The 25,131-nt window shown below is 40.2% G+C and carries 16 protein-coding genes; 9 read left to right on the top strand and 7 right to left on the bottom strand.

What is annotated here, in order from left to right:
* Positions 1 to 40: 40 nt before the first annotated feature.
* Positions 41 to 4,378, top strand: a complete 4,338-nt coding sequence (locus LV92_RS09125; RefSeq protein ID WP_111623335.1) for a CusA/CzcA family heavy metal efflux RND transporter — start codon at positions 41 to 43, stop codon at positions 4,376 to 4,378.
* A gap of 10 nt (positions 4,379 to 4,388) precedes the next feature.
* The gene (locus LV92_RS09120; RefSeq protein WP_111623334.1) at positions 4,389 to 5,555 is read left to right on the top strand and encodes an efflux RND transporter periplasmic adaptor subunit; all 1,167 of its coding nucleotides are present in this window, start codon (positions 4,389 to 4,391) and stop codon (positions 5,553 to 5,555) included.
* A 160-nt stretch (positions 5,556 to 5,715) separates the two neighbouring features.
* On the opposite strand, the gene LV92_RS09115 is transcribed toward LV92_RS09120, so the two are convergent.
* The 4 genes from LV92_RS09115 to LV92_RS09100 all read right to left on the bottom strand — a co-directional run bounded on the left by LV92_RS09115 (position 5,716) and on the right by LV92_RS09100 (position 10,576).
* Entirely contained in the window at positions 5,716 to 6,966 is a 1,251-nt protein-coding gene (locus LV92_RS09115; protein WP_111623333.1) for an NAD(P)/FAD-dependent oxidoreductase, read from the bottom strand.
* A gap of 4 nt (positions 6,967 to 6,970) precedes the next feature.
* Positions 6,971 to 7,978 carry a 4-hydroxyproline epimerase gene (locus LV92_RS09110; RefSeq protein WP_111623332.1) on the bottom strand — a complete coding sequence of 336 codons (1,008 nt, stop codon included), beginning with the start codon at positions 7,976 to 7,978 and terminating at the stop codon, positions 6,971 to 6,973.
* 4 nt (positions 7,979 to 7,982) lie between these two features.
* Positions 7,983 to 9,566: an aldehyde dehydrogenase (NADP(+)) gene (locus tag LV92_RS09105; protein ID WP_111623331.1), complete on the bottom strand. Its 1,584-nt coding sequence runs from the start codon at positions 9,564 to 9,566 to the stop codon at positions 7,983 to 7,985.
* Positions 9,567 to 9,655: 89 nt separating this feature from the next.
* Positions 9,656 to 10,576 (bottom strand): dihydrodipicolinate synthase family protein, encoded by a 921-nt coding sequence (locus tag LV92_RS09100; protein WP_111623330.1) that lies wholly within the window; start codon positions 10,574 to 10,576, stop codon positions 9,656 to 9,658.
* A gap of 318 nt (positions 10,577 to 10,894) precedes the next feature.
* On the opposite strand from LV92_RS09100, the gene LV92_RS09095 reads away from it, so the two are divergent.
* From LV92_RS09095 to leuB, 5 genes are all read left to right on the top strand, one after another.
* Positions 10,895 to 12,457, top strand: a complete 1,563-nt coding sequence (locus LV92_RS09095; RefSeq protein ID WP_111623329.1) for a M28 family metallopeptidase — start codon at positions 10,895 to 10,897, stop codon at positions 12,455 to 12,457.
* Positions 12,458 to 12,781: 324 nt separating this feature from the next.
* Positions 12,782 to 14,191 carry a 3-isopropylmalate dehydratase large subunit gene (leuC, locus tag LV92_RS09090; RefSeq protein ID WP_111623328.1) on the top strand — a complete coding sequence of 470 codons (1,410 nt, stop codon included), beginning with the start codon at positions 12,782 to 12,784 and terminating at the stop codon, positions 14,189 to 14,191.
* A gap of 147 nt (positions 14,192 to 14,338) precedes the next feature.
* A complete protein-coding gene (gene leuD, locus LV92_RS09085) occupies positions 14,339 to 14,935 on the top strand; it encodes a 3-isopropylmalate dehydratase small subunit (RefSeq protein WP_111623327.1) in 597 nt (198 codons plus the stop codon).
* Positions 14,936 to 15,064: 129 nt separating this feature from the next.
* Positions 15,065 to 16,582 carry an alpha-isopropylmalate synthase regulatory domain-containing protein gene (locus tag LV92_RS09080; protein WP_111623326.1) on the top strand — a complete coding sequence of 506 codons (1,518 nt, stop codon included), beginning with the start codon at positions 15,065 to 15,067 and terminating at the stop codon, positions 16,580 to 16,582.
* Between the two features lie 61 nt (positions 16,583 to 16,643).
* Complete coding sequence (leuB, locus tag LV92_RS09075) at positions 16,644 to 17,699, top strand: 3-isopropylmalate dehydrogenase (RefSeq protein ID WP_111623325.1); 1,056 nt, start codon at positions 16,644 to 16,646, stop codon at positions 17,697 to 17,699.
* A 71-nt stretch (positions 17,700 to 17,770) separates the two neighbouring features.
* Here the strand turns inward: leuB and LV92_RS09070 are convergent, their stop codons facing one another.
* Both LV92_RS09070 and LV92_RS09065 read right to left on the bottom strand, forming a co-directional pair.
* A complete protein-coding gene (locus LV92_RS09070; RefSeq protein WP_111623324.1) occupies positions 17,771 to 18,610 on the bottom strand; it encodes a DUF4493 domain-containing protein in 840 nt (279 codons plus the stop codon).
* 298 nt (positions 18,611 to 18,908) lie between these two features.
* Positions 18,909 to 20,105: an MFS transporter gene (locus LV92_RS09065; protein ID WP_146613535.1), complete on the bottom strand. Its 1,197-nt coding sequence runs from the start codon at positions 20,103 to 20,105 to the stop codon at positions 18,909 to 18,911.
* Positions 20,106 to 20,519: 414 nt separating this feature from the next.
* Between LV92_RS09065 and LV92_RS09060 the strand changes: the two genes are divergently transcribed.
* Together LV92_RS09060 and LV92_RS09055 are read left to right on the top strand one after the other, a co-directional pair.
* Positions 20,520 to 21,647 carry an FIST signal transduction protein gene (locus LV92_RS09060; protein WP_111623322.1) on the top strand — a complete coding sequence of 376 codons (1,128 nt, stop codon included), beginning with the start codon at positions 20,520 to 20,522 and terminating at the stop codon, positions 21,645 to 21,647.
* Positions 21,644 to 23,410 carry a PAS domain-containing hybrid sensor histidine kinase/response regulator gene (locus tag LV92_RS09055; RefSeq protein ID WP_111623321.1) on the top strand — a complete coding sequence of 589 codons (1,767 nt, stop codon included), beginning with the start codon at positions 21,644 to 21,646 and terminating at the stop codon, positions 23,408 to 23,410. The genes LV92_RS09060 and LV92_RS09055 overlap by 4 nt, the downstream gene beginning before the upstream one ends.
* Positions 23,411 to 23,513: 103 nt before the next feature.
* Here the strand turns inward: LV92_RS09055 and LV92_RS09050 are convergent, their stop codons facing one another.
* Complete coding sequence (locus tag LV92_RS09050) at positions 23,514 to 25,100, bottom strand: NADP-dependent glyceraldehyde-3-phosphate dehydrogenase (protein ID WP_111623320.1); 1,587 nt, start codon at positions 25,098 to 25,100, stop codon at positions 23,514 to 23,516.
* Positions 25,101 to 25,131: the final 31 nt, after the last annotated feature.

The following is a 25,131-nucleotide window of genomic DNA, read 5'->3' as shown; positions in this document are numbered from 1 at the left end:
GCTGTTTTGCAATAGCTTGCAATCTTTTTATCAATGAATTATGTTATCTAAAATTATACAATTCAGTGTAAAGAACAAATTAATTGTCTTTTTACTCACATTATTTATTATAGGTTTTGGACTGTATTCCTTAACCCAGATACCCATTGGTGCTGTTCCCGATGTCACCAACAATCAGGTACAGGTAATAACCACCTCCCAAAATTTGTCCACCCAGGATATGGAGCAATTCATAACCTATCCAGTGGAACTGGAAATGGCCAATTTGCCTGGCGTTGTTGAAATACGTTCGGTGTCAAAATTTGGACTCTCGGTGGTTACCATTGTCTTTGAAGACAATATGGGAACCTATTTGCCCCGTCAGTTAATTTCCGAAAAATTAATTTCGGCCTCAGAGAAAATCCCTGCAGGTTTCGGTACTCCCCAAATGGGCCCGATCACAACTGGTCTTGGCGAAATTTATCAGTACATCCTGGATACCAAGCCTGGGTACAAGGACAAGTATTCGGCTATGGACCTGCGTACCATTCAGGATTGGGTGGTAAAGAGGCAACTTTCTGGAATTCCGGGGGTGGTTGAAGTGAATACTTGGGGCGGCTATTTAAAACAATATGAAGTAGCCATTAATACCCAAAAGTTGAACGCTATGAATATAACCACTGCCGATATTTTTACGGCCTTGGAGAAAAATAACAGCGTTTCAGGAGGAGGTTATATTGAAAAAGTAAACCAGGCCTACTTTATTCGGGGCGAAGGTCTTATTACTTCACTTAAGGATATTGAAAACATTGTGGTTAAATCAACGAACAATCTCCCTATTTATATTAAGGATATAGCGGAGGTTGGTTTCGGTAGTGCCACCCGCTTTGGCGCCATTACTGGAAATGGTGAAGGAGAAAAGGTTTTAGGGCAGGTAATGATGCTTAAGGATGCCAATTCCAAAAAGGTTATTGATGCCGTTCATGAACGAATAGACGCTATTTCCAAGACCTTGCCCGAAGGTGTTTTTATAAATGGATTTTTGGAACGTAGCGAGCTTATTGGCAAAACAACTTTTACCGTTGCTGAAAACTTGATTCTAGGTTGTTTGATCGTTATTTTTGTAGTCGTCTTATTACTCGGAAATCTACGATCCGGTTTGGTAGTGGCTTCCGTAATTCCTCTTTGTTTACTATTTGCGCTCTCCTTAATGTATATTTTTGGGGTAGATGCCAACCTTATGAGCTTAGGGGCCATAGACTTTGGGATTATTATAGATGGAGCAGTTATTATTGTTGAGTTCATAGCTTTTCAAATAACCGCTAAGAAGGGAGAATTGCAACTGTTGGGTACAAAGGACCGACAGCTACTAAAAAATGAAATCACTTTTAATGGTGCTTCCAAAATGATGAACTCCGCCATTTTTGGCCAGCTGATCATATTAATAGTGTTTATTCCAATTCTATCATTGAGCGGTGTTGAAGGAAAAATGTTTAAACCCATGGCCCTAACATTTAGTTTTGCTTTAATAGGTGCCATGATCCTATGTTTTACCTATGTTCCGGTGGCCGCCTCCATATTTATAAAACCTTCTACCTCTTCCCCTAAAAATATTTCGGTACGACTGATGAATTTTCTTAATAGGTCTTATGATCCCATTATTCGTTGGGCACTTAAAAAGAAAAAATTGGTGTTGGCCATTTCCGTGTTGCTATTGGGGGGGTCCATATACCTGTTCACCACAATGGGCGGAGAATTTGTGCCTACCCTGGATGAGGGTGACTTTGTGATACAGCCCGTTTTAAAAACAGGAACCTCTTTGAGCGAAACTGTTGCAATTACCACCAAGATAGAACGGATTCTCCTGGATAATTTCCCGGAGGTAAAACAAGTGGTTACCAGAATTGGTGCGGCAGAAGTACCTACAGACCCTATGTCTATGGAGGAGAGTGATGTAATCATTATCCTAAAATCCAAAAAGGAATGGGTTTCTGCAGAGAGCAAGGATGAATTGGCAGATAAATTTAAGGAGGCCTTGGCAGTGATCCCAGGTATGGAGGTAGAATTTACCCAGCCCATTGAAATGCGCTTTAACGAGCTTATTACGGGGGTCCGTGCGGATATTGCCATTAAAGTTTTCGGTGATGACCTGGAAATCTTGAATAAAAAAGGAAATGAAATAAGAAACCTTATTCAGAATGTGGAGGGTGCGGCAGACATAACGGTAGAGAAAATTGCAGGACTTCCGCAAATGAACGTAAAATTCGACAGAGCAAAAATTGCCAGATATGGTCTTAATATTGCCGATTTGAACGGTCTTATTTCCATGGGGTTTGCCGGGACCAATCTAGGGAGCGTCTTTGAAGGAGAAAAGCGATTTGACCTAACCCTGAGGCTGGATCAAAAAAGTAGACAGGATATTTCCAATCTGAAGAATTTGTATGTGGACACCCCGTCGGCCGGTAAGGTTCCTTTAGGGGAGTTGGCCCAAATCTCCTATACGACCGGAGCGGCCAAAATCTCAAGGGACGATACCAAACGCAGGATAGTAGTGGGTATCAATGTTAGAAATAGGGACCTTCAGTCGGTAGTGGATGATGTTCAAAAGCTGATCGAAACGAATGTAAAACTACCTACCGGCTACACCATCACCTACGGGGGGCAATTCGAAAATTTACAAAGTGCCAAAGACCGACTAAAAATTGCAGTTCCAGTGGCGTTGGTACTCATTCTAATATTGCTCTATTTTGCATTTAGTTCCATAAGGGAGGCATTGATTATTTACTCGGCCATTCCTTTGGCGGCCGTAGGTGGAATACTTCTATTGTTTGTACGGGACATGCCATTTAGTATCTCTGCCGGCGTTGGTTTTATAGCCCTTTTCGGGATTGCCGTTCTTAATGGAATTGTATTGATAGAACATTTTAAAGAATTAAAACATGCAGGTATGGAAGATTCGGACGAACTTATTATACAAGGATCAAAAGATCGGCTAAGAGCAGTTTTGCTGACCGCTTCCGCTGCCGCACTGGGATTCCTTCCAATGGCTATTTCCACTAACGTAGGCGCAGAGGTGCAGAGGCCACTTGCTACAGTGGTTATTGGAGGGCTTATTACCGCCACTATATTAACCTTGGTGGTATTGCCCATACTCTACTCTATTTTTCATTTAAAAGATAAAAAGGAGACGCTCAATTCCAATAACAGTGTTAAGGTTCTAAGTTTGGCAATACTCTTCTTCGTTGGTGTCAGTGGTGTTCAGGCACAGGAGACTGGACTCAATTTTGATGAAATTCACACCTTGGCCTTAAGTAACAATTCTGGACTAAGGGCATCGAAACTTAAGGTGGATGAATCCAAAGCACTTATTGGTAGTGCCTTTAATTTTGATAAGACAGACCTATATTATCATTACGATCAAAATAATATTGCCATCAATAACAAACCCTTGGAGGTATTTGGCATTCAGCAGAACTTCCTGTTTCCAACCGTTTATTTTGCGGAAAAAGGAGTCAATAAGGCCAATTACCATATTGAAAGTAGTGGCTATGAACGGAAAAAGCGAATCCTGGAACAGGAATTAGCTTCCAATTATCACGGATTGCAATACGCAAGGCAAAAGGAAAAGACCTATAGTGAACTAAATGATCTGTATGAACGCTTTTCCTATTCCGCCCAACGAAGGTTTGAACTTGGTGAAAGTAATTATTTGGAAAAAATAACGGCACAGGCCAAGCAAAGAGAACTTCAGACACTATACAAAAAAGCAGTTGAAGATGCCAATTTGGCGTATCAAGAACTCATTAAAACGGTGCAACCAGATTCTACCCTTTTGGTTATGACGATGCCCATGGAAAAACTTCAGAAAATGGATGTGAATATCGAAAATAATGCAGGGATGTCGTTTTTTGAAAATAGAACAAAAATGTTCCAAGCAAAAAGTACTCTGGAGCAACAATATTTATTACCGGATCTGAACTTCAATTATTTCCAAGGAACCAATTCCACTTTGGGAGAGAACCTTTATGGTTTTCAAGTGGGGATTAAAATTCCGTTGTTTTTTAGTGGTAATGCCTCCAAAATTAAGGCGGCTAAAATAGCCAAGGAGGTATCCCGGGCAGAAGCCGAGGATTATACTGTTCAGCTAAGGACCAAATACCAGTCACTAATGGGACAATTAAAAAAGTATCAAGAAGTACTTGCCTATTATGAGACTGAAGGGCAAGGTCTTGCCGATGAAATTATAAAAACAGCGACCCTGAGCTATCAGAGCGGGGAAATAGACTTTTTTCAATACATACTGAGTATGGAAAATGGGTACAATATTACCCTAACTTATCTGGAGAATCTTAATGCCTATAATCAAACGGTCATTGCTATCAATTATTTAAACTTATAAAATAAATACTATGTCACGATTACTATATATAATTCCTGTAACAATCCTTTTCTTCAATTTGTCTGCTTGTGGGGATTCAAGCGAAAAGAATAACGGTACTAGCAATAGTGCTGAAAGTGAACAATCGGCAAACAAAATAAACATTTCCAAAGCCCAGTTTGACGGAGAGAATATGGAATTGGGGCGCCTTAGTCAACAGAACTTTCCAGTGGAGGTAGAGGTTACTGGAACTATAGACGTTCCTCCTCAAAACAAAGCGATAGTAAGTGCCTTTGCCGGAGGTTATATAAAAAGAACTCCCCTTCTGATCGGAAATAAGGTAAAAAAAGGACAGCCATTACTTACATTGGAAAATCCCGAATTTGTTCAAATGCAACAGGAATATCAGGAAAGCTTTGAACAGCTTAATTTTCTTAAATCCGAGTTTGAGCGTCAAAAAAGTCTTGTTGCCGAGCAGATAACTTCACAAAAGAATTTCTTAAAGGCAGAGAGCGAATACAAACGCAATCTCGCTAGGTACAACGGTTTACGGCAAAAACTAAAAATGTTAAATATATCTCCCGAAAATGTTGAAAAGGGAATTTTGGCATCAGAGACAACCATTTTTGCCCCAATAGATGGTAGCATAACCAAAGTAAATGTTAGTAAGGGGATGTATGTTTCCCCTGCCGATGAGATTATGGAAATTGTAAACACAGACCATATCCACCTGGAGTTGTCCGTCTTCGAAAAGGATATCATGAAAGTCAAAAAAGGCCAAATAATACGATTTAAGATTTCGGAGGCCTCACAGGAGTATTATGAGGCCGAGGTATATTTGGTGGGTACTTCCATTGATTCGGATAGCAGAACGGTACAAGTACACGGTCATTTGCACGATGATGAAAACCATAATTTTGCTGTTGGCATGTTTGTGGAAGCAGCTATTATTACCTCTAATCAGAGTAGTAATGCTTTGCCCAATGAGAGTTTTGTTGTTCAGGATAATAACCAATACGTTTTGTCCCTGGTCTCGGAAGGGAATGAGGGGTATGTTTTTGAGAATAAAGCTGTTGTTATAGGAGATAGCTATAATGGATATACGGCCATTACGGAAATGGGTGATTTAAAGGATAGCGATCAGGTCATAATTAAAGGAGGATTTAATTTACTGAGTGAGACCGGGGGAAGTGAATAGTAAACAATGGTCTACCTTTTAAAAGGTAAAGTTTTAAATATCAATATTCCAAATCATGAAAACGGACATAATTATGATCGTTTTCATGATTTGGATTTTTTTTGAATTGTGAAATGGCGGCGGATTCTTTAAGTTGAGACCATTTTTTGGGTTCTAAAGACTAGAATCGTCTATTGGGGGAAAAACCGTTTATATCCATTGATGTTTTTTTATCCGATATTATTTCCGAAACCAATTTTCCGGTCACAGGGCCAAGACTCCAACCCATCATGGCATGCCCTGTTGCAACCGTTAAATTTTTAAAAGCGCTACTCTTGCCAATATAGGGCAATCCGTCTGGCGAAACCGGGCGTAATCCACTCTTGGCGTCAGCTTTTTCTACCTCATTTATTTTTATTTCCGGATAGAATTCGGTGGTGGCTTTCGCTATGGCTTCAACCCGTTCTTTTCTAATAACATCGTTGATTCCCGAAAATTCCATGGTGCCGGCAAAACGGGTATATTCCGTCATTGGTGTTACCGCTACCTTGGCTTCCATCAATATGGCCGGAATGGTGATCCCTATAGGTCTAGGTACATTTATCCGGTAGCCCTTCCCTGCCTGTATAGGAAGTTTAATTTTCAATTTCTTTGATAAATTATCGCTCCAAGACCCTGCTGCCAAGACAACTTCTTCAGGGGAATAGATATTCTTATTGGTAGTTACCTTTGTTATTCGGCCATTTTCAGTGGATAAGTCAATGACCTCTTCATTCGTCTTAACAATTACCCCGCTCCTCTTCAAGTAATCCAGCATTTTTTTCATGAACTCCGTTGGAGTGGTATGTCCGTCGCATTCATAATGTACAGCTCCTTTGACGTCCATGGTAACGTTAGGTTGAAGTAAATCCAGTTTTTTTTTGTTCAATGAGCTAACCTCAAGGCCTAAAAACGAAGCCTTTTCGGCAACCTGCATTTCATGTTCACCTTCCTTTTCGGTTTTATAAAGCATAAGTAAACCCTTGCGTTCCAGTTGAAAATCCTCAAGATCCCCACTGTTCTTTATCGAGGTAAAAAGTTCCCTGCTAATAATATTTATTTCCTTGATCAAGGGTATTGCCAAGGCTACTTTTTCTTTAGTGGAGGATTTATGGAAATACCATGACCATTTAAAAAAATCGGTATCCCAGCGGGGTTGCATATAAAATGGACTGGACGAATTGAACATCCATTTAATTCCTTTTGAAATCATTCCTGGAGAGGCCAAAGGAATAATATGGCTTGGGGTAATATATCCAGCGTTGACAAAAGACGCACCGGAAGTAATATCGGATTTGTCCAATACAGTAACCTTATGACCCTCTTTTTGTAAAAAATAGGCAGAACAGAGTCCAACAATTCCCCCACCTATGATCAAAACATCTTTTTCCATGATATTAAATTACTTGAAAACCGTGGGCATAGGGATCATCATCATCAATGATGATATTGTTGTAGCCATAAACCTGTGCCCATCCTTTAATACTGGGGATGATGGCCTTTATTCCAGCCAAAGTAGTTTCTTCTTCCACTTTCCCAATAAATTGTGATCCAATAAAGCTTTCATGGATAAACTCATCCCCTACTTTTAACTTACCCTTGGCGTGCCATTGTGCCATTCGGGCAGAGGTGCCAGTGCCGCAGGGAGACCTATCTATAGCCTTGTCCCCATAGAAAACAGCATTTCTTGCAGTGGCCTCCGGTGATATGGTGTTGCCGGTCCATTCGATATGACTAACACTATTGATGGTAGGGTTCTCTGGATGGATAAACTTGTTGGGATATTTAAGATTTATTTTCTCCCTTATTTCTTGACTGTACTGTACCAACTTGCCTGCGGAGTAATCCTGAATGCCCTTAAAATTCTTTTGGGGGTCAATAATAGCATAATAGTTGCCCCCATAGGAGACATCAAAAACAAGTTCACCTAAATCAGAACAAATCACAGTAAGATCGGATGCGGCCAGGTATGATTTAACATTCGTTAATTTTACCCAATCCACCTTTTTACCAGTTTGCTGATATTGAATATTTACCAAGCCAGCAGGAGTTTCCATTCTTATTTTTCCGGGTTCCATTGGGGATAAAAGACCTTCCTCTATCCCTATGGTAATAGCCCCTATGGTGCCATGACCGCACATGGGGAGACAGCCACTGGTTTCTATAAATAGAATGCCAAAATCGTTGGAAGGATCTGAAGGCGGGTAAAAAATGCTTCCACTCATCATGTCATGTCCGCGTGGTTCGAACATTAGCCCTTTACGAATCCAGTCGAAATCCTTTAAAAAATGTTGACGTTTTTCGCTCATGTCCAGACCTAGGAGATTTGGTCCTCCCCCGGCAACAACCCTAACAGGATTACCGCAGGTATGGGCATCCACACAAAAAAATGTTTTTCTGCCCATTTTGCTAGAACTTCTGTTTGGTGTGCTCACCGTTTACTAGCCTCATAATGTCCAAGGGATTATTATTTTTTAGGGCATCAGGTAATAATTCTTCAGGCCAACTTTGGAAAGACACTGGCCTTACCCATCGTCTAATGGCCGATGTTCCAACGGAGGTAAATCTGCTGTCCGTTGTGGACGGAAATGGGCCTCCATGCATCATGGACGGGCACACTTCCACTCCGGTGGGCACACCATTAAAAATGATACGCCCTACCCTATTTACCAAAGCATTGACTACCTCTGGACTGGTTTTTATTTCGTTCTCCGTCCCTAGAATAGTTCCTGTCAATTGTCCTTCCAAATTTTGGATTACGGTAACCAATTCGGCTTTGTCCTGACATTGGACAAGAATTGAAAACGGACCAAAAACCTCCCTATGTAGCACAGGATTCTCCAAAAAGTCTTTCGCAGCAACCGTTAATATTTTTTGTTCGGCAAAATTAGGGGCAACTTCACCTTTAAAAGAAGCTACTTCTGATGTTTTGGGCTGGGAGGATAATTCCTTTTTTCCTTTTTCGTAACCTTCGTAAATGTTGGGGTGCAACATACAAGTAGGTTCCAATTTTTCTATTTCATTGCCCAAGTTGGTTATAAAACCATCCAAGGCCTGTCCTTTAATACCTATTATAAGTCCTGGGTTAGTGCAAAATTGTCCAGCTCCCAGTACAATGGACCCTGCGTATTGAGCAGCCCATTCGGACCCTTTTTGCTCCAAGGCAGAAGGTAGCACCACTACTGGATTAATACTGCCCATCTCGGCAAAAACCGGGATTGGCTCTTTTCTTTGAGAGGCCAATTTATAGAGTGCCATTCCTCCATTGGTACTACCTGTAAAACCAACACCTTTCACTTTTGGGTGCAAGGTCAATAATTGCCCTACATCCGAATCCCTACTATTTAGGTTGGAGAAAACGCCGTCGGGCATACCTGTTTTTTTTGCTGCTTTGGCAATAGCCGAGGCGACCAACTCTCCTGTGCCGGCATGCATTGGGTGACTTTTGACAATTACAGGGCAGCCTGCGGCCAAAGCACTGGCGGTATCTCCCCCTGCTGTTGAAAACGCCAATGGGAAATTACTGGCGCCAAATACGGCAATGGGACCAATGGGAAGCAACATTTTTCTAATATCTACTTTTGGCAATGGCTCCCTATCCGGCTGTGCGGTATCTATAGTGGCCTCTACCCAAGAGCCCTCCTCCAATAAGGTGGCAAAAGCCCGCAGTTGCCCCATAGTTCTTCCCCGTTCTCCTTTTGCCCTGCCTTCGGGTAATCCCGATTCCTGGACATAAACCGAAATCAATTCATCGCCCAAGGCTTCAATTTCACTGGCAATAGCTTTTAAAAATTCGGCTTTTTTGCTGTCTGGGAATTTGCGATAGGTTTCAAATGCAATTGCTGCCTTTTCTACTGCGGCATTAACCTCTTCTTGGGAAGCCTCATGGAAAACCCATTCCGTCGGTTTATTTAATTTTGGATTGAAAGTTGAATATATTCTACTGTTTTTGGCCGATGTATCTACTCCAATATAGTTTTTCCCTGTAATCATTATGAATTTGTTATAATTATAAGCTCTAATGAGCTTGGATTTCCTTGACTAAAGTAACACTTTAGAAGGTTATTTATGTTATAATTAGGTTAAACCAGTTCTGGTTTATACTCAGGAAGGGTTGGCCTTGTCTTCATCCCTTCTTCAATAATTTTCAAGACCCTTTTTCTTTCCTCTCCTTGTAGAGGTAGTCTTGGGGCTCTAACTAGCTCTGTTCCAATACCGGTAGCTACTTCGGCCAATTTTATATTTTGTACCAACTGGGGGTTGATGTCCAGTTCCAATAAAGGTAAAAACCATCTGTAAATAGCCAATGCTTCCTGAATTCTTCCAGCTTTTGCCAAGCTATATATGGCTACTGTTTCTGCAGGAAAGGCACAGACCAGGCCGGCTACCCAGCCGTCCGCTCCCATAAGTACGCTTTCCAATCCTAAAGTGTCAACGCCTGTCAACACCTTCAAACGGTCGCCAAACCTATTTTTAATTCGTGTGATGTTCGATATGTCTCTGGTAGATTCCTTTACGGCTAGTATGTTGGGCATGGTCAATAATTCTTCGAACATATCCAAAGTCACTTCTATACCGTAATCTACAGGATTATTGTATATCATTATAGGTAAATCTGTGCTCTTGGCTACTTCTTTAAAGTAGGTTACCGTTTCAAAATCATTCGCCTTATAGCGCATAGGAGGAAGCATCATTAAACCACTAGCTCCATATTTTTTGGCTTTATAAGCTGCTTCTATGGCACCCTTGGTGGTTTGTTCAGCTATGTTTATGATTACGGGGATTTTACCATTAACAATTCTCACAGTCTCTTGGATCAATATCTTCTTTTCATCATCTGTTAGGGTGCTGGCTTCCCCTAGGGTACCGCCCAGGATAATAGCGCTGACCCCAGCTTCCAGCTGAGCTTGAATATTAAGTTCGAACATTTCGAGGTCCAAGGTGTCCTCTTTTGTGAATTTGGTGGTAACTGCTGGCATTACGCCTTCCCATTTTATTTGCATAACAATGATTTTTATAATGAATTACAAATTTAATACAACCACAAACCTTAAAATAGAGAAATATTAGCCGAATTTGAGAGAATATTAACTGATTGGGCCTTCATTTGGGAAAAACAGCTCAAATAACCATGAGGGTATTACATAATCCAAAATAAATGGAATGCTAACGGGTCTTGATCAAAGTCATTAATTTTTGGTTTTTCTGCTGCTTATGGAACACCAACGATAAAAGTCCAAATAGTTTTATAAAAATATAAAGATTCTTTCTTTAAGATTTCCCTATTTTTGGAAAATTCTGAATTAATTAAAAATAACTGAATGAAAAAGATACTGTTTGTTGCGTTAGGACTTTCCTTGGCCTGCAACTCATCGCAAAAAACCATTTCCCAGCAAATTGAACCAGTAAAATCCAGTATAGACCCCATGGTTTATGCCCAAACCATTACAGAAGCCGAATTAAAGGAACATCTCTATACGTACGCTTCAGACGAATTTGAAGGTCGGGATACCGGAGAACCGGGACAAAAATTGGCGGTTGAATATCTTAAGTCGGAATATGTTGAGCTCGGCATTCCTGCTGCCCAGACCGATGGGAATTACTTTCAAAATGTTCCATTGGTCATAAGTAAATTGCCTAAGGGAGCTGTTACCATAAATGGGAAGGAATACCAAAATGGAGAAGGATTATTGACATTTACAGCTGCCACGGGTAGTTATGATAATATAGTATATGTAAACTATGGTATTGAAGAAGAGGATTACTCGGATTATGCCGGCTTGGATGTAAAGGGAAAATTAGTTTTGATGAAAGCTGGGGAGCCTATAAACGCTGACGGAACCTATACACTTTCAGGCTCCAAGGAGGCGTCTGTTTGGAGCAATATGTCAGAATCTATTGGAAAAAGAATGGAATTGGCCGCGAGCAAAGGTGCCATTGGGGTAATGTATTTTGATCCAGCCAACTTCGGTCGCTTTAAAAATAGGTTTAATTTTATGCAAGGTAGCGAGAGCGGCAGTATGGGCTTAAAAGATGAAGTCCAAGATGATTTTTACAGCTTTTTTATTGATGCCGATGTAGCAAATGCTATTCTTCCCAATATTAAATCTGAAAATACTTCAAAAAACGTTTCCACCAAATTGATCCTGAATATTCAAAGTGATAGTAAAGATGTGGAATCCGAGAATGTAGTAGCCGTAATTAAAGGTTCGGAAAAACCTGATGAGTATGTTATAATTTCAGCCCATCTCGATCACGTTGGAGTAAACAATGAGGGAGAAATTTATAATGGCGCTGACGACGATGGCTCTGGAACCGTTGGACTTTTGGAGATTGCGGAGGCATTTAAAAAGGCAGCTGATGAAGGTTATGGTCCAAAAAGATCTGTCGTTTTTCTTCATGTTACAGGAGAGGAAAAAGGACTGTTGGGATCAAAATATTACGCTGATCACGACCCTATTTTTCCTTTGTCCCAAACGGTGGCCGATTTAAATATTGATATGATAGGGAGAATAGACCCGAACCGTAAGGGGGAAAGGAATTATATTTATTTAATTGGTTCGGATAAGTTGAGTACGGAACTTCATAATCTATCGGAGGAGGTCAACAAGAAATATATGAATATTGAATTGGACTACACTTTTAACGATGAAAATGATCCCAACCGTTTCTACTACAGAAGTGATCATTACAATTTTGCAAAAAATAATATTCCTATCATATTCTACTTTAATGGAACTCACGCCGACTATCACCAACCTGGAGATACACCGGACAAAATAAATTATGACCTATTGGAAAACAGAACCAGACTGGTTTTTCTTACTGCATGGGAAATAGCCAATAGGGATGCCCGTCTAAAAGTGGATAAAGCTACTAGGTAAAAAAACACTAATAAGTACATTTTAAAAAGGTGATTCAACTAGTTTGTCCACCTTTTTTTTGTTCTAAATAATTGGGTGCTTTTGTGCTCCTGCCCTACTCTAAATTATTGTACCCAAATGTAAGATAGTGGGCTAAATGCCATATCGAAAAAAGAATGGGTTATATTCCAAACAATCGGCAACTTTTATGTTGAACATCGTAATTATTCCTATATTAATTTCAATGATTTACAAGATAGTCTTAATTTTGCATGCTAGTAAAAAAGTAGGCAAAGTGCCTCGTTACTAATATTTATTTAAGATCATAAATTATAACCCTATAAAATGAAGAAAACGTTATTTGATAAAGTATGGGATTCCCATGTTGTTCATAAGATTGAAAATGGGCCGGATGTCCTGTTCATAGACCGTCACATGGTTCATGAAGTTACTAGTCCGGTAGCATTTCTAGGTATAAAAAGTAGGGGTATTCCAGTAATGTATCCAGGGCGTACATTTGCTACTGCGGATCATAATACTCCTACCATTAACCAGCATTTGCCGGTTAAAGATCCGCTTTCTGCCAATCAGCTAAAGGCGTTGGAGGAAAACTCCAATGCTCACGGTATTTCATATTGGGGACTTGGGCATGAAAAAAATGGAATTGTGCACGTGGTAGGTCCGGAATACGGAATTACCCAACCTGGCGCTACCATTGTATGTGGTGATTCGCATACGTCTACCCATGGCGCATTCGGAGCTATTGCATTTGGTATTGGAACTTCCGAAGTGGAAATGGTATTGGCTACCCAGTGTATTATGCAGCAGAAGGCTAAATCTATGCGTATCAATGTAAATGGAAAACTTAGTAAGGGCGTTACCCCAAAAGATGTGGCCTTATATATTATTTCCAAATTGACGACCTCAGGTGCAACGGGATACTTTGTGGAGTATGCAGGTGATGTTTTTAGGAACATGACCATGGAAGGTAGGATGACCGTCTGTAATCTAAGTATTGAAATGGGTGCCCGTGGAGGGATGATCGCCCCGGACGAAAAGACTTTTGAATATATCAAAGGACGGGAATTTACTCCTGTAGGTGCTGATTGGGACAAGGCCATGGAATATTGGAATACTCTTAAAACGGATGAAGGTGCCACTTTTGACAAAGAAATAACTTTTGATGCTGCCGATATAGAACCTATGATTACCTATGGAACCAATCCAGGGATGGGTATCGGAATTTCCAATGGTATTCCAACGGCTGAATCTGTGGAGGGTGGTGTTGCCACGTATAAAAAATCACTGCAATATATGGCCTTCAATGAGGGCGATAATATGATTGGAAAGCCAATCGATTTTGTGTTTTTGGGAAGCTGTACCAATGGCCGTATTGAAGACTTTAGAGCCTTTGCTTCCATAGTTAAGGGCAGAAAAAAAGCCGATAATGTTACGGCTTGGTTAGTGCCTGGATCCCATAAAGTGGAATCCGCAATTAAGGAAGAAGGAATTTTGGACATTTTGCACGAAGCTGGTTTTGAGTTACGTGAACCAGGATGCTCTGCATGTTTGGCCATGAACGATGATAAGGTTCCTGCTGGGAAATATGCCGTTAGTACCTCGAATAGAAATTTTGAAGGTAGACAAGGTCCCGGGTCAAGAACACTTTTGGCAAGTCCGTTGGTGGCAGCTGCAGCAGCCGTAACCGGAAAGGTAACCGATCCAAGGGAGTTGATGCACGAGGAATTGGTTTAAAACCTCAATACATTTTTGGCAAAACCTAAAGCATTCCTTATAAATTATAGCTTCCGGAGGGTTTTATTCAGGTCATTATAATTTTGTGATAAAATAAAGTTTAATTTTCGTTTAGCGCTGGGCGCTGAGCACCTAAGTTTAAATAAGATGGCATACGATAAATTTAATATACTTAAAACAACAGCAGTTCCGCTTCCTATTGAAAATGTGGATACAGATCAAATAATACCTGCCCGTTTTCTTAAGGCGACCGAACGTAAAGGTTTTGGGGACAATTTGTTCAGGGATTGGCGCTACAATCCCGATAATAGTCCCAAAGAGGATTTTGTTTTAAACAATCCTACCTTCAGTGGTAAAATATTGGTGGGGGGAAAAAACTTTGGATCCGGTTCTTCTAGAGAACATGCCGCTTGGGCAGTTTACGATTACGGATTTAGGTGTGTGGTTTCCAGTTTTTTTGCAGATATTTTTAAGAACAACTGTTTAAACATTGGGGTATTGCCAGTTCAGGTGAGTGCTCCGTTTTTAGAAAAAATATTTGAGGCCATCTATGCGGATCCCAAAGCAGAATTGGTGGTGAATTTACCGGAACAGACCATTACATTGACAACTACTGGCGAATCCGAAAGTTTTGACATCAATCATTACAAAAAAGATAATATGCTTAACGGCTTCGACGATATTGATTATCTTTTGAATATAAAGGAGAATATTAGGGAATTTGCCGAAGATACTCCATTGTAAAATATGGCGTTGCATTAAATGTACCTTAATCTTGAGTGGAGGTTTTTTTTCATCTTAATGGGCTGCAAGGACATTTTACTGCTTTTTAAGTTATTGGACAATAGAGATACGGTTACTAGTTCTGCATAAATGAAACGAAGAATAATTGAAATAATGGACACCACCCTTCGGGATGGGGAACAGACCTCAGGGGTGTCCTTTTCGGCATCCGAAAAACTTACCTTGGCTAAGTTATTGTTGGATGAGTTGAATGTGGATAGAATTGAAGTAGCTTCCGCCCGGGTATCGGAAGGAGAACTTTCTGCGGTACAACAGATTACCGAATGGGCCAATACCAAAGGGTATATAAACCGTGTTGAAGTTCTGACTTTTGTGGATGGGGGTGTTTCTATCGATTGGATGAAAAAATCCGGTGCCAAGGTCCAGAATCTTTTAACTAAAGGTTCTATGAACCACCTAACGCACCAACTTAAAAAAACTCCGCAACAACATTTTAAGGAAATAGAAAATGCAATTGCCGAAGCGGCCAAGGAAGGCATTTCTACCAATGTATATTTGGAGGACTGGAGCAATGGAATGCGAAATTCAAAGGAATACGTGTTCCAATTTATAGATTTCCTGTCCACACAACCTATCAAAAGGGTTCTGTTGCCGGATACATTGGGAATTCTGACCTATACCGAAACACACCAATTTATATCGGAAATAGTACAACGTTACCCCAAGATGCATTTCGATTTTCATGGACATAACGATTATGATCTAAGTGTTTCCAATGTAATGGAGGCGATAAAAGCAGGTTGCCATGGGCTTCACTTAACCGTAAACGGTATGGGTGAAAGAGCAGGTAACGCCCCTATGGCAAGTGCCATTGCGGTAATCAACGATTTTATGCCCGAAATAGAGGTCACGGTGAACGAATCTTCCCTTTATAAGGTGAGCAAGCTGGTATCTGCCTTTACTGGATTTGGAATTCCTGCCAATAAGCCGATCGTTGGTGACAATGTTTTTACTCAAACTGCTGGAATCCATGCAGATGGGGACAGCAAAAAGAATTTGTACTTTAACGATTTAATGCCTGAACGATTTGGTAGAAAACGTAAATATGCATTAGGTAAAACCTCGGGAAAGGCCAATATTCAAAAGAACTTACAGGAGCTGGGCCTAACGCTCAATGACGATGAATTAAAAAAGGTTACGGCCCGTATTATTGAGTTGGGAGATAAAAAGGAAAAGGTAACCAAGGAGGACCTGCCCTATATTATTTCCGATGTTTTGGATAGTGATACCTATCAGCAAAAGGTATTTGTTAAATCGTACGTACTTACACATTCCAAAGGCTTAAAGCCCTCCACTACCCTAGCCCTCGAAATTAATGGTGAGCTAATAGAGGAACACGCTCAGGGTGACGGACAATACGATGCCTTTATGAATGCTTTGAGAAAAGTATACAAATCCAAAAAAATGGAATTGCCCACATTGGTGGATTACGCAGTGCGAATTCCGCCAGGTAGTAATTCCGATGCACTCTGCGAAACCATTATTACCTGGAAATGGAGTGACAAGGAATTTATATCCAGAGGCTTGGATTCCGATCAAACTGTCTCAGCCATAAAAGCGACCGAGAAAATGTTGAACATAATCTAGGAAAAACACAAACAATTATAACCATGCCAGACGCAAAACGAATGGCAAAAAGCAAGAATAAATGAAATTAAAAATTGCCCTTTTAGCAGGAGATGGAATAGGTCCTGAAGTAATTGATCAAGCGGTAAAAGTATCAAACGCAATTGCCAAAAAATACAATCATGAGATTAATTGGACTCCGGCCTTAACTGGTGCTGCGGCAATTGATGCGGTTGGTGAACCTTATCCAGATGAAACCCATGCCGTTTGTGAGGCAGCGGATGCTGTTTTGTTTGGCGCCATAGGGCATCCAAGATTCGACAATGACCCCTCTGCTAAGGTTCGTCCGGAACAAGGATTGTTGAAAATGAGACAAAAATTGGGTTTGTTTGCCAATGTGAGACCTACTTTTACTTTCCCTTCGCTTATAGATAAATCCCCCTTAAAACGTGAGCGTATAGAAGGAACGGATTTAATTATTCTCAGAGAATTAACGGGCGGCGTGTATTTTGGAGAACGTGGGCGTAAGGATAATGGGAATACTGCCTTTGACACTATGACCTATACCCGTGCCGAAATACAACGTTTGGCCAAAAAAGGTTTTGAAATGGCCATGACTCGATCCAAAAGACTTTGTTGTGTTGATAAGGCAAATGTTTTGGAATCTTCACGTCTATGGCGTGAAACAGTTCAAGCAATGGAAAAGGATTACCCAGAAGTAACCGTTTCCTATGAATTTGTTGATGCAGTGGCAATGAGATTAGTGCAATGGCCAAAAGGGTATGATGTAATAATTACTGAAAATCTTTTTGGGGATATTTTAACGGACGAGGCGTCAGTAATATCTGGGTCTATGGGGTTAATGCCGTCGGCTTCCGTTGGAAGCAAAGTCAGATTATATGAGCCTATTCATGGTTCATATCCACAGGCTGCAGGAAAGGATATTGCGAATCCATTGGCCACGGTACTATCAGCTGCCATGATGTTCGAAGATTTTGACTTGAAGGAAGAGGCACAGGCCATTCGTGATGTCGTAAACAAATCGCTCGCAGAAGGTTATGTTACGGAAGATCTTTCCGAAGGTGGAAAATCTTATAAGACCAGTGAAGTTGGCGATTGGTTGGCCAAGAATATCTAAAATTTGTTACATAAGTATTATAAAGCCCCTCGAAAAAGGGGCTTTATTGCTTCTATAGAAAATTGTAAGTGTTAATTTGGAAAAATAATAATGTCTTCAATGATCACTTCATCATCCAAAGTGACTAATAGATTTAATCCGGTCGTAATTTCATTTTGCTCTATTGAAATGTTATACTGCTCGTTCGCACTTATGCCCATATACCATTTTGAAGCATTGACCAGCAAACCTGAACTATTGGTGGCAGTAATGGAAATTTCCAAATCCCCACCGAGATCTCCCAAAGTACCCATAATCCAATCCCCATACCAGGTTGAAAAATAGCCAGTTTGTCCGCTCTGAGCCGTAGTCCAGGTCATTGCCACGTTTTCATAACCTCCATTAATATTGGTCCATTTCCTTACATCTACCTCAATATCAGGGTAGGAATTGGCCACTTCCGTCGAAATAGTAATGGTAGCTGCCATATCCAACAAAGCCAGATTGGCGTTTATCGTAGTAATTGCTCCTGAACTAATAAATACGCTGGAATTATAATAGCCATATCTCCCATTATCAAATCGAGTATCAAACTCGGAGTAAGAACCATAACCAGCTATTAGAAGATTATAAAAACCGGCAGGCAAATCAATAGTTTCAGGGGATTCATTGTATGGACGATTATATATTTGTTGAAATCCATCACTAATATATATCCTCATTTCTGCTAGAACATCTTCCAGCGGGGGCTTTCCAGTAGTAATTTGGACAATCTCTTTTACAGTGGTCTTAAGGGATAGGAATCCTGGTTCGGTCTTTTCAATAGGGTCTATAGCGGTGGGTTCATCTATGACCTCTAAGACATTATCCTTGTCGCAGCCGAAAAAGAATAGCCCAAGGATCAAAATGCCAAAAATAAGTTTTGCTTTCATAATCAAAATATTTAGTGGTTAATACTATTGTTTATGATTTAATGTCTTAAGCAATAAGAGGTTAACAGATGTCTATGAATTTATTTTGAATAGGGCCATCCAAACTCACCGGACTTGGTTTGGTGGAAGCTTAAAAGATAGAAATAGGCAGGTTGGTCAGTTTGAAACAATTAATTCCCAACCAGTAGTTTAATATTTGTAGTAAAAGATATCAATTAATCGCATAAAAAAATCCCCAATAATGACTGCCATTATTAGGGATTTTTATTTTAAACAGATTTTTTCTTGATTTCTTTGATTAAGAGTTGAACGCCATTTTACGTTTGGTACTGACGGCTCTATTTTTAGAAAACACCAAGATCAATACAGCAATGGTTATCCCGGTACCGGCCATTAGGGCCCCAACCAAACTTGCGGAGGTAAATCCAAATCCCATGGCTATAGGCAATCCGGCAAAGAACGCTCCAGAGGCATTGCCCATATTGAAGGCACTCTGATTCATGGAAGATCCTAACATCTCAGATCCCTTGGATGCCTTTATAATGGCCAATTGAATTGGTGTTCCTACCATAAAGGAAACAATTCCTATAATGAAGGTTAAAATTAATATCGCTACTGGATTTGCGGCCACTAAGAAGTTTATCAGCAGTACCATTACCATTAAGGACAAGCTAATGATAACTGCTTTCAGCGGGCTAAATATCTCTGCCATTTTAGCGCCAATAAAATTACCGAACACCATCCCTAAACCAGCCAAAATCATGGCATAACTCACCATGCTTTCAGAATGTCCCGATACGTTGGTCAACAAAGGGGCAATATAGCTATACCAGGCAAAGAATCCCCCTGTCCCGATTGTGGTAAGTAAAATGAGGAGCCAAATTTCCACTCTTTTAAAAACCTTCAAATCTTTGAAGAATCCCTCAGATGAGGATTTTTCCATTTTTGGGATCCAAAGGTAAATACTTACCATTGCAACAATACCAACAATACCCACCAATAAAAACGATAAGTTCCAGTTGTAATGATGCCCTAGGTAAGTACCAATTGGTACGCCTATTACGTTGGCTATGGTAAGTCCCGCAAACATGGTGGCAATGGCCTGGGCTGCTTTTCCTTCTTTAGCCAACTTTCCTGCCACTACCGCACCAATTCCAAAAAATGCTCCATGTGGCAATCCAGACAAGAATCTGGCAACCATTAAAGTAGCATAGTCCGTTGAAAATGCTGAAAGGGTGTTGAAAACCGTAAACCATATCATAAGATATAACAACACTTTATGTGCTGGCCACTTTCCGCTCAAAGCCGTTAAAGTGGGGGCACCTATTACCACCCCCAAGGCATAGGCCGATATAAAATGACCCGCTTGAGGTATGCTTATTTGAAGAGAATTGGCCACGTCCGGAAGAATACCCATTATTACAAACTCGGTCATCCCTATACCAAAGCCTCCTACCCCTAGGGCAAGCAGCGCTTTTTTATTCGATTTGTCCATACTCATAATACTATTATTTAAGACATTAATACAGGTACAATATTACTACAAGGTATTTTCGTATTGCTATGGATAATTATCCTATTTATATTCATTTATATCCTGTAAAAAAGTGGCAAAAGTAATACTCTTTACCCGAATTGTGCGTGTTTATAGTAGTTTTCGCGTTTTTTTAGGAAACATTTAATACTTGTTGAGTGCGACTTATTTACAGCGTCTTGGGTCTAAATGTTTTATCAATACAAGCCAAATGGACTAAATGGTACTTTGAGGGTAAGGGAATTTTTGGCATTAAATCACAAATGCATAGGCCTAGTGGTATCCCCTTTTAAATTTCAAGATCTATACGATTTATGAATATTGAACGTTGATACCATATATAAAAGAAGGTTTTTTCTTACAAAAATTAGTTTCATGAAAATATATCAGCATAAAATACTTCATCTTGAGGACCTTGATCATTTGGATTTGGATTTCGTTCCTGATGTATTTTTCCTCTTCGCATCTCCTACCTTTATAGGTACGGAAGAATTTGTAAGCAAACTGGCACGCAAATTTGAAAATACTAATTTAATAGGATGTTCCACTGCCGGAGAAATCTTGGGCAATGAGGTATTGGATTCAACAATTGCCTTGACGGCCGTTAAGTTTGAAAAGACCAAACTGAGAATCGAGGAAGTTGATCTTATTTCCTGCAGCCTGGATAGTTTTGAAGCAGGGAAGGCTATTAGTGCCAAACTTAAGGGGCCAGATTTGAGACATATTTTCGTGCTAAGCGATGGACTTATTGTAAATGGGGCAGAACTGGTAAAGGGGCTGCATGCCGATTTGGATAAGTCTGTAAGTATCACCGGTGGTTTGGCCGGGGATTGCTCGAACTTTGAGAATACCTTTGTCATTTCCGGGAATAAAGTTGCTTCCAAAAAGATTGTGGCCCTAGGTTTATATGGCCCGGAGCTAAGTATAGGATTTGCATCCAAGGGAGGTTGGGACAGTTTTGGTATTGAAAGATTGGTAACGAAATCTACCAATAATGTGCTCTATGAATTGGACGGGCAACCGGCATTGGAGCTTTATAAATCATTTTTGGGAGACATGGCAAAGGATTTGCCAGGTTCGGGTCTATTGTTTCCTTTGAGCATGAGGGATGAGGATAACCAAATACCAGTGGTAAGGACTATTTTGTCCGTAGATGAAAAAAATGGAAGTCTCACATTTGCGGGAAACATTCCCCAAGGTTCCTATGTAAGATTGATGAAGGCCAATATTGATAGAATTATTGGAGGAGCTGAACAATCGGCAATAACTGCCAAGAATAGTACAGAAGATCAACATCAATTGGCTTTCTTGATAAGCTGTGTAGGACGGAGATTGGTCATGAAACAGTTGGTGGAGGAAGAAGTAGAAGCAGTAAATGAAGTATTTGGCAATGATATCTATACCACGGGCTTCTATTCGTACGGGGAAATTGCTCCCTTTGATAAGTTTTCGCCATGTACACTGCACAATCAAACAATGACGATAACAACATTTTCTGAATGATCAATAATTACCATAGACTACTCAAAAGACAGTTAAAAAAGATAGATTTGGACGATGGTACTCTGGATCTTATCGCCCCCTTATTGCATCAAGTGGATGAAGCATATAAGGCTTATGATTGTGATTTGGAACAGGTGGAGAATGTTTTGGAGAAAAGTTCGCAAGAGTTGTTCCAGACCAACCAGCAGTTAAAAAACAGTGTGGAATCTATTTCCGGGCAATTGTCCAAAGTAGCTGGAAACATCAAGGATGTTATTTTTGAAATGGATCTGAATGGCAATTGGTCTTATCTGAACCCTGCTTGGAGAAAGTTGACAGGTTATAAGGTTAAAAATTGTTTAGGGAAACCCTACTTTCAATTCTTAAAAGATGACCAAGGAAACGATTTCAGAAATCTTATCGACCTTAAAACGCCCAATTTTAAAACTATAAGCAAATCGTTTAAGTCCCAAATTATTACCGGGGAATATAAATGGTTGGATTTTTCCTTGAAGGTCATTATGTCCGAAGACGGAAATATTGAAGGTTATATTGGTGCTATAGTGGATATCAGCAAAGTAAAAGAAACGGAATTGGCTCTAATTGAGGCAAAGGAAAAGGAATCTATGGCCAATAAGGCCAAGGACGAGTTTTTGACCACTATGTCCCATGAGATAAGAACTCCGTTGAACGCAGTCATAGGTATAAGCCACTTGCTTCTGTTGGAAAATCCTAAACCGGAGCAGTTGGAAAACCTAAGTACTTTGAAGCACTCCTCGGAACATTTACTGTGTTTGGTAAATGATATTTTGGATTTTAACAAAATTGCCTCTGGACAATTGGAATTGGAAGAAAGGGATTTTAGTTTAAATCAGGTGCTTAACGGTTTGCGGAGTATATTCCACAATACGGCAAAAGAAAAGGACATTAGGTTGCTTATCAAGAAAGACACCTCCCTCCCCAAAACATTTATCGGGGATAGTACCAGATTATCACAAATTCTGACCAATCTAGTTAGCAACGCCATTAAGTTTACAGAAGAAGGTAAGGTTATGGTAGATATAGAAGTACTGGAGGTAGAGGAGGATTTCTACGTTTTGGAATTTGTAATAGCCGATACGGGAATTGGAATTCCTGAAGATAAAAAGGACAAAATATTTCTTTCATTTGCACAAGCCAATTCCGATACCACAAGAAAGTATGGAGGTACAGGCTTAGGTCTGGCCATCTGTAAGCGATTGTTGGAAATTATGGACAGCGATTTAAAATTGGAGAGCCAAGTAGGAATAGGATCCACCTTTAGTTTTAAGCTAAGACTACAAAAGAGCAGCATGACTGATTATCAGGAGGATATGGATACCTTTGATGCCAAGTCAATTCATGATCAGGATAATCTAAAAGGGGCCAGAATTCTTGTGGCCGAGGATAATAAGGTGAACATTATGGTCATTGAAAAATTTCTCTCCAAATGGCAGGTAGATTTTGATATAGCTGAAAATGGACTAATAGCCCTTAATAAGGCCATGGAAAACACCTATGATATGATTTTGATGGACCTTCAAATGCCTGTAATGAATGGTTTTGAGGCCAGCAAGGCAATTAGGGAATCAAATAATCCACTCAACAAGGTAATGCCCATCTATGCACTTTCAGCTTCCACTGGAATGGATATTAAGAACCAGTTAGGGGAATACGGAATAGATGGTCTTATATGCAAACCTTTTAATCCAACGGAATTATTCAAAACATTGACATCCATTCTGCAGCAAAAGTATATTCAGTAGTCATCTGTCCAGATATAAAATTAAAAAATTAAAGCCCACGGGATAAATATCCAGTTGGGCTTTAATTTTCAGTAAATTTTCAGGATCCTAAAATAAATATGGGCTATAGAATATAGTCGGTACTAATAAAATTGGACAGTTTGGATTCCAACAACTGTTCTACGGTTTCATTATTAAGTTCGTTGTCCTTAAAGGCCACAAAGGTCCTTATAGAGAAGGAACGTAATGCATCATAGACACTTAGGGTAGCTTGGGCAGAATCCTTTCGCCCTGTAAATGGATAAACATCCGGGCCACGTTGACATGAGCTATTAAGGTTTACCCTACATACCAAGTTCACCAAGGTATCTATTAACGGAGCTATGGCGTATACATCCTTTCCGAACAAACTTACCTGTTGTCCATAATTGGATTCGGCCATATCGTCCAAAGGTTCTTCAATATCCTTAAAGGTCACGATTGGAATTACCGGACCAAATTGCTCTTCCTGATAGACCCGCATTTCTTTGTTAACGGGATATAGTACCGCTGGCCAAATATAATTGTCGGAATGTGTGCCCCCTTTTTTATTCAAAATCTTGGCACCTTTTTCCCTGGCGTCATCTATCAATTCCTGTATATAGGCAGGCTTACCTGGTTCGGGCAAAGGAGTTAACTTAACGCCGTCTTCCCATGGGTTTCCAAATTTTAGGGCATCTACCCTTTCGGAAAATCGTTTATTAAATTCGCTCGCGATATCCTCGTGTACATAGATTATTTTTAGCGCGGTGCAACGTTGTCCGTTAAAGGACAATGTACCGGCAATGCATTCGTCTATGGTTAAATCCAAATCTGCGTCCGGTAGTATTATGGCCGGATTTTTGGCTTCTAATCCAAGTACTAAACGCAGTCTGTTGCTTTTAGGGTGTTGGTTTTGTAGGGCATTTGCCGATTTACTATTGCCAATCAAGGCCAAGACATCTACTTTCCCTGTCTTCATTATTGGGGCGGCTACTGCCCTTCCCCTGCCAAATACAATATTCACTACACCTTTTGGGAAACTGGATTGAAAAGCCTCCAGCAATGGCGTGATCAATAATACACCGTGCTTCGCTGGCTTAAAAATGGTGGTATTCCCCATTATTATAGCAGGAATTAGCAAGGCGAAAGTTTCGTTCAAAGGATAGTTGTAAGGGCCTAAACAGAGTACGACCCCAAGAGGTCCCCTTCTAATATGTGCATAAACACCGTCATTCTTTTCAAATTTGGCGTTATCCCGGTCAAGTTGCTTGTAATCCTCAATGGTATCGTTAATATACTCTACGGTTCTGTCGAACTCCTTCTGGGAGTCCGGAAGCGATTTTCCAATTTCCCACATCAGAAGTTTCACAATCTCATCCCTCTTGGTCTGCATTTTCTTTACAAAAATCTCCATGCAGTCTATGCGTTCCTTGACCCTCATGGTAGGCCAGATGCCCTTACCTTTGTTATAGGCCTGCAGGGCGGCATCAAGAGCTTCCATGGCTTCCTTTTCCTCCATGTCCGGAATACTGCCCAATAATGTTGGTGCGTATTTTTCTGTGCTGGATATGGTGGAGTACACCTCGGAGGTTTTTCCCTCCCAAGCCTTTAATTCACCATTGATAAGATAAGTTCTTTGATGAATAACCTCGTTTATAATGTATTCTGAAGGTATGCCCGATTTGCCCATAAGTGATTTTGTATTGAAAAATGAAACTATT

This window comes from Arenibacter echinorum, from assembly GCF_003259375.1.
Lineage (GTDB): Bacteria > Bacteroidota > Bacteroidia > Flavobacteriales > Flavobacteriaceae > Arenibacter > Arenibacter echinorum.
The sequence above is the reverse complement of the archived record's forward strand: the minus strand, read 5'-3'. Positions and strand labels throughout refer to the sequence as shown.

Excerpts from the sequence above, each read along its gene's own strand:
- LV92_RS09125 (WP_111623335.1), top strand. The coding sequence starts at position 41 with ATGTTATCTAAAATTATACAATTCAGTGTAAAGAACAAATTAATTGTC.
- LV92_RS09120 (WP_111623334.1), top strand. The coding sequence starts at position 4,389 with ATGTCACGATTACTATATATAATTCCTGTAACAATCCTTTTCTTCAAT.
- LV92_RS09115 (WP_111623333.1), bottom strand. The coding sequence starts at position 6,966 with ATGGAAAAAGATGTTTTGATCATAGGTGGGGGAATTGTTGGACTCTGT.
- LV92_RS09110 (WP_111623332.1), bottom strand. The coding sequence starts at position 7,978 with ATGGGCAGAAAAACATTTTTTTGTGTGGATGCCCATACCTGCGGTAAT.
- LV92_RS09105 (WP_111623331.1), bottom strand. The coding sequence starts at position 9,566 with ATGATTACAGGGAAAAACTATATTGGAGTAGATACATCGGCCAAAAAC.
- LV92_RS09100 (WP_111623330.1), bottom strand. The coding sequence starts at position 10,576 with ATGCAAATAAAATGGGAAGGCGTAATGCCAGCAGTTACCACCAAATTC.
- LV92_RS09095 (WP_111623329.1), top strand. The coding sequence starts at position 10,895 with ATGAAAAAGATACTGTTTGTTGCGTTAGGACTTTCCTTGGCCTGCAAC.
- leuC (WP_111623328.1), top strand. The coding sequence starts at position 12,782 with ATGAAGAAAACGTTATTTGATAAAGTATGGGATTCCCATGTTGTTCAT.
- leuD (WP_111623327.1), top strand. The coding sequence starts at position 14,339 with ATGGCATACGATAAATTTAATATACTTAAAACAACAGCAGTTCCGCTT.
- LV92_RS09080 (WP_111623326.1), top strand. The coding sequence starts at position 15,065 with ATGAAACGAAGAATAATTGAAATAATGGACACCACCCTTCGGGATGGG.
- leuB (WP_111623325.1), top strand. The coding sequence starts at position 16,644 with ATGAAATTAAAAATTGCCCTTTTAGCAGGAGATGGAATAGGTCCTGAA.
- LV92_RS09070 (WP_111623324.1), bottom strand. The coding sequence starts at position 18,610 with ATGAAAGCAAAACTTATTTTTGGCATTTTGATCCTTGGGCTATTCTTT.
- LV92_RS09065 (WP_146613535.1), bottom strand. The coding sequence starts at position 20,105 with ATGGACAAATCGAATAAAAAAGCGCTGCTTGCCCTAGGGGTAGGAGGC.
- LV92_RS09060 (WP_111623322.1), top strand. The coding sequence starts at position 20,520 with ATGAAAATATATCAGCATAAAATACTTCATCTTGAGGACCTTGATCAT.
- LV92_RS09055 (WP_111623321.1), top strand. The coding sequence starts at position 21,644 with ATGATCAATAATTACCATAGACTACTCAAAAGACAGTTAAAAAAGATA.
- LV92_RS09050 (WP_111623320.1), bottom strand. The coding sequence starts at position 25,100 with ATGGGCAAATCGGGCATACCTTCAGAATACATTATAAACGAGGTTATT.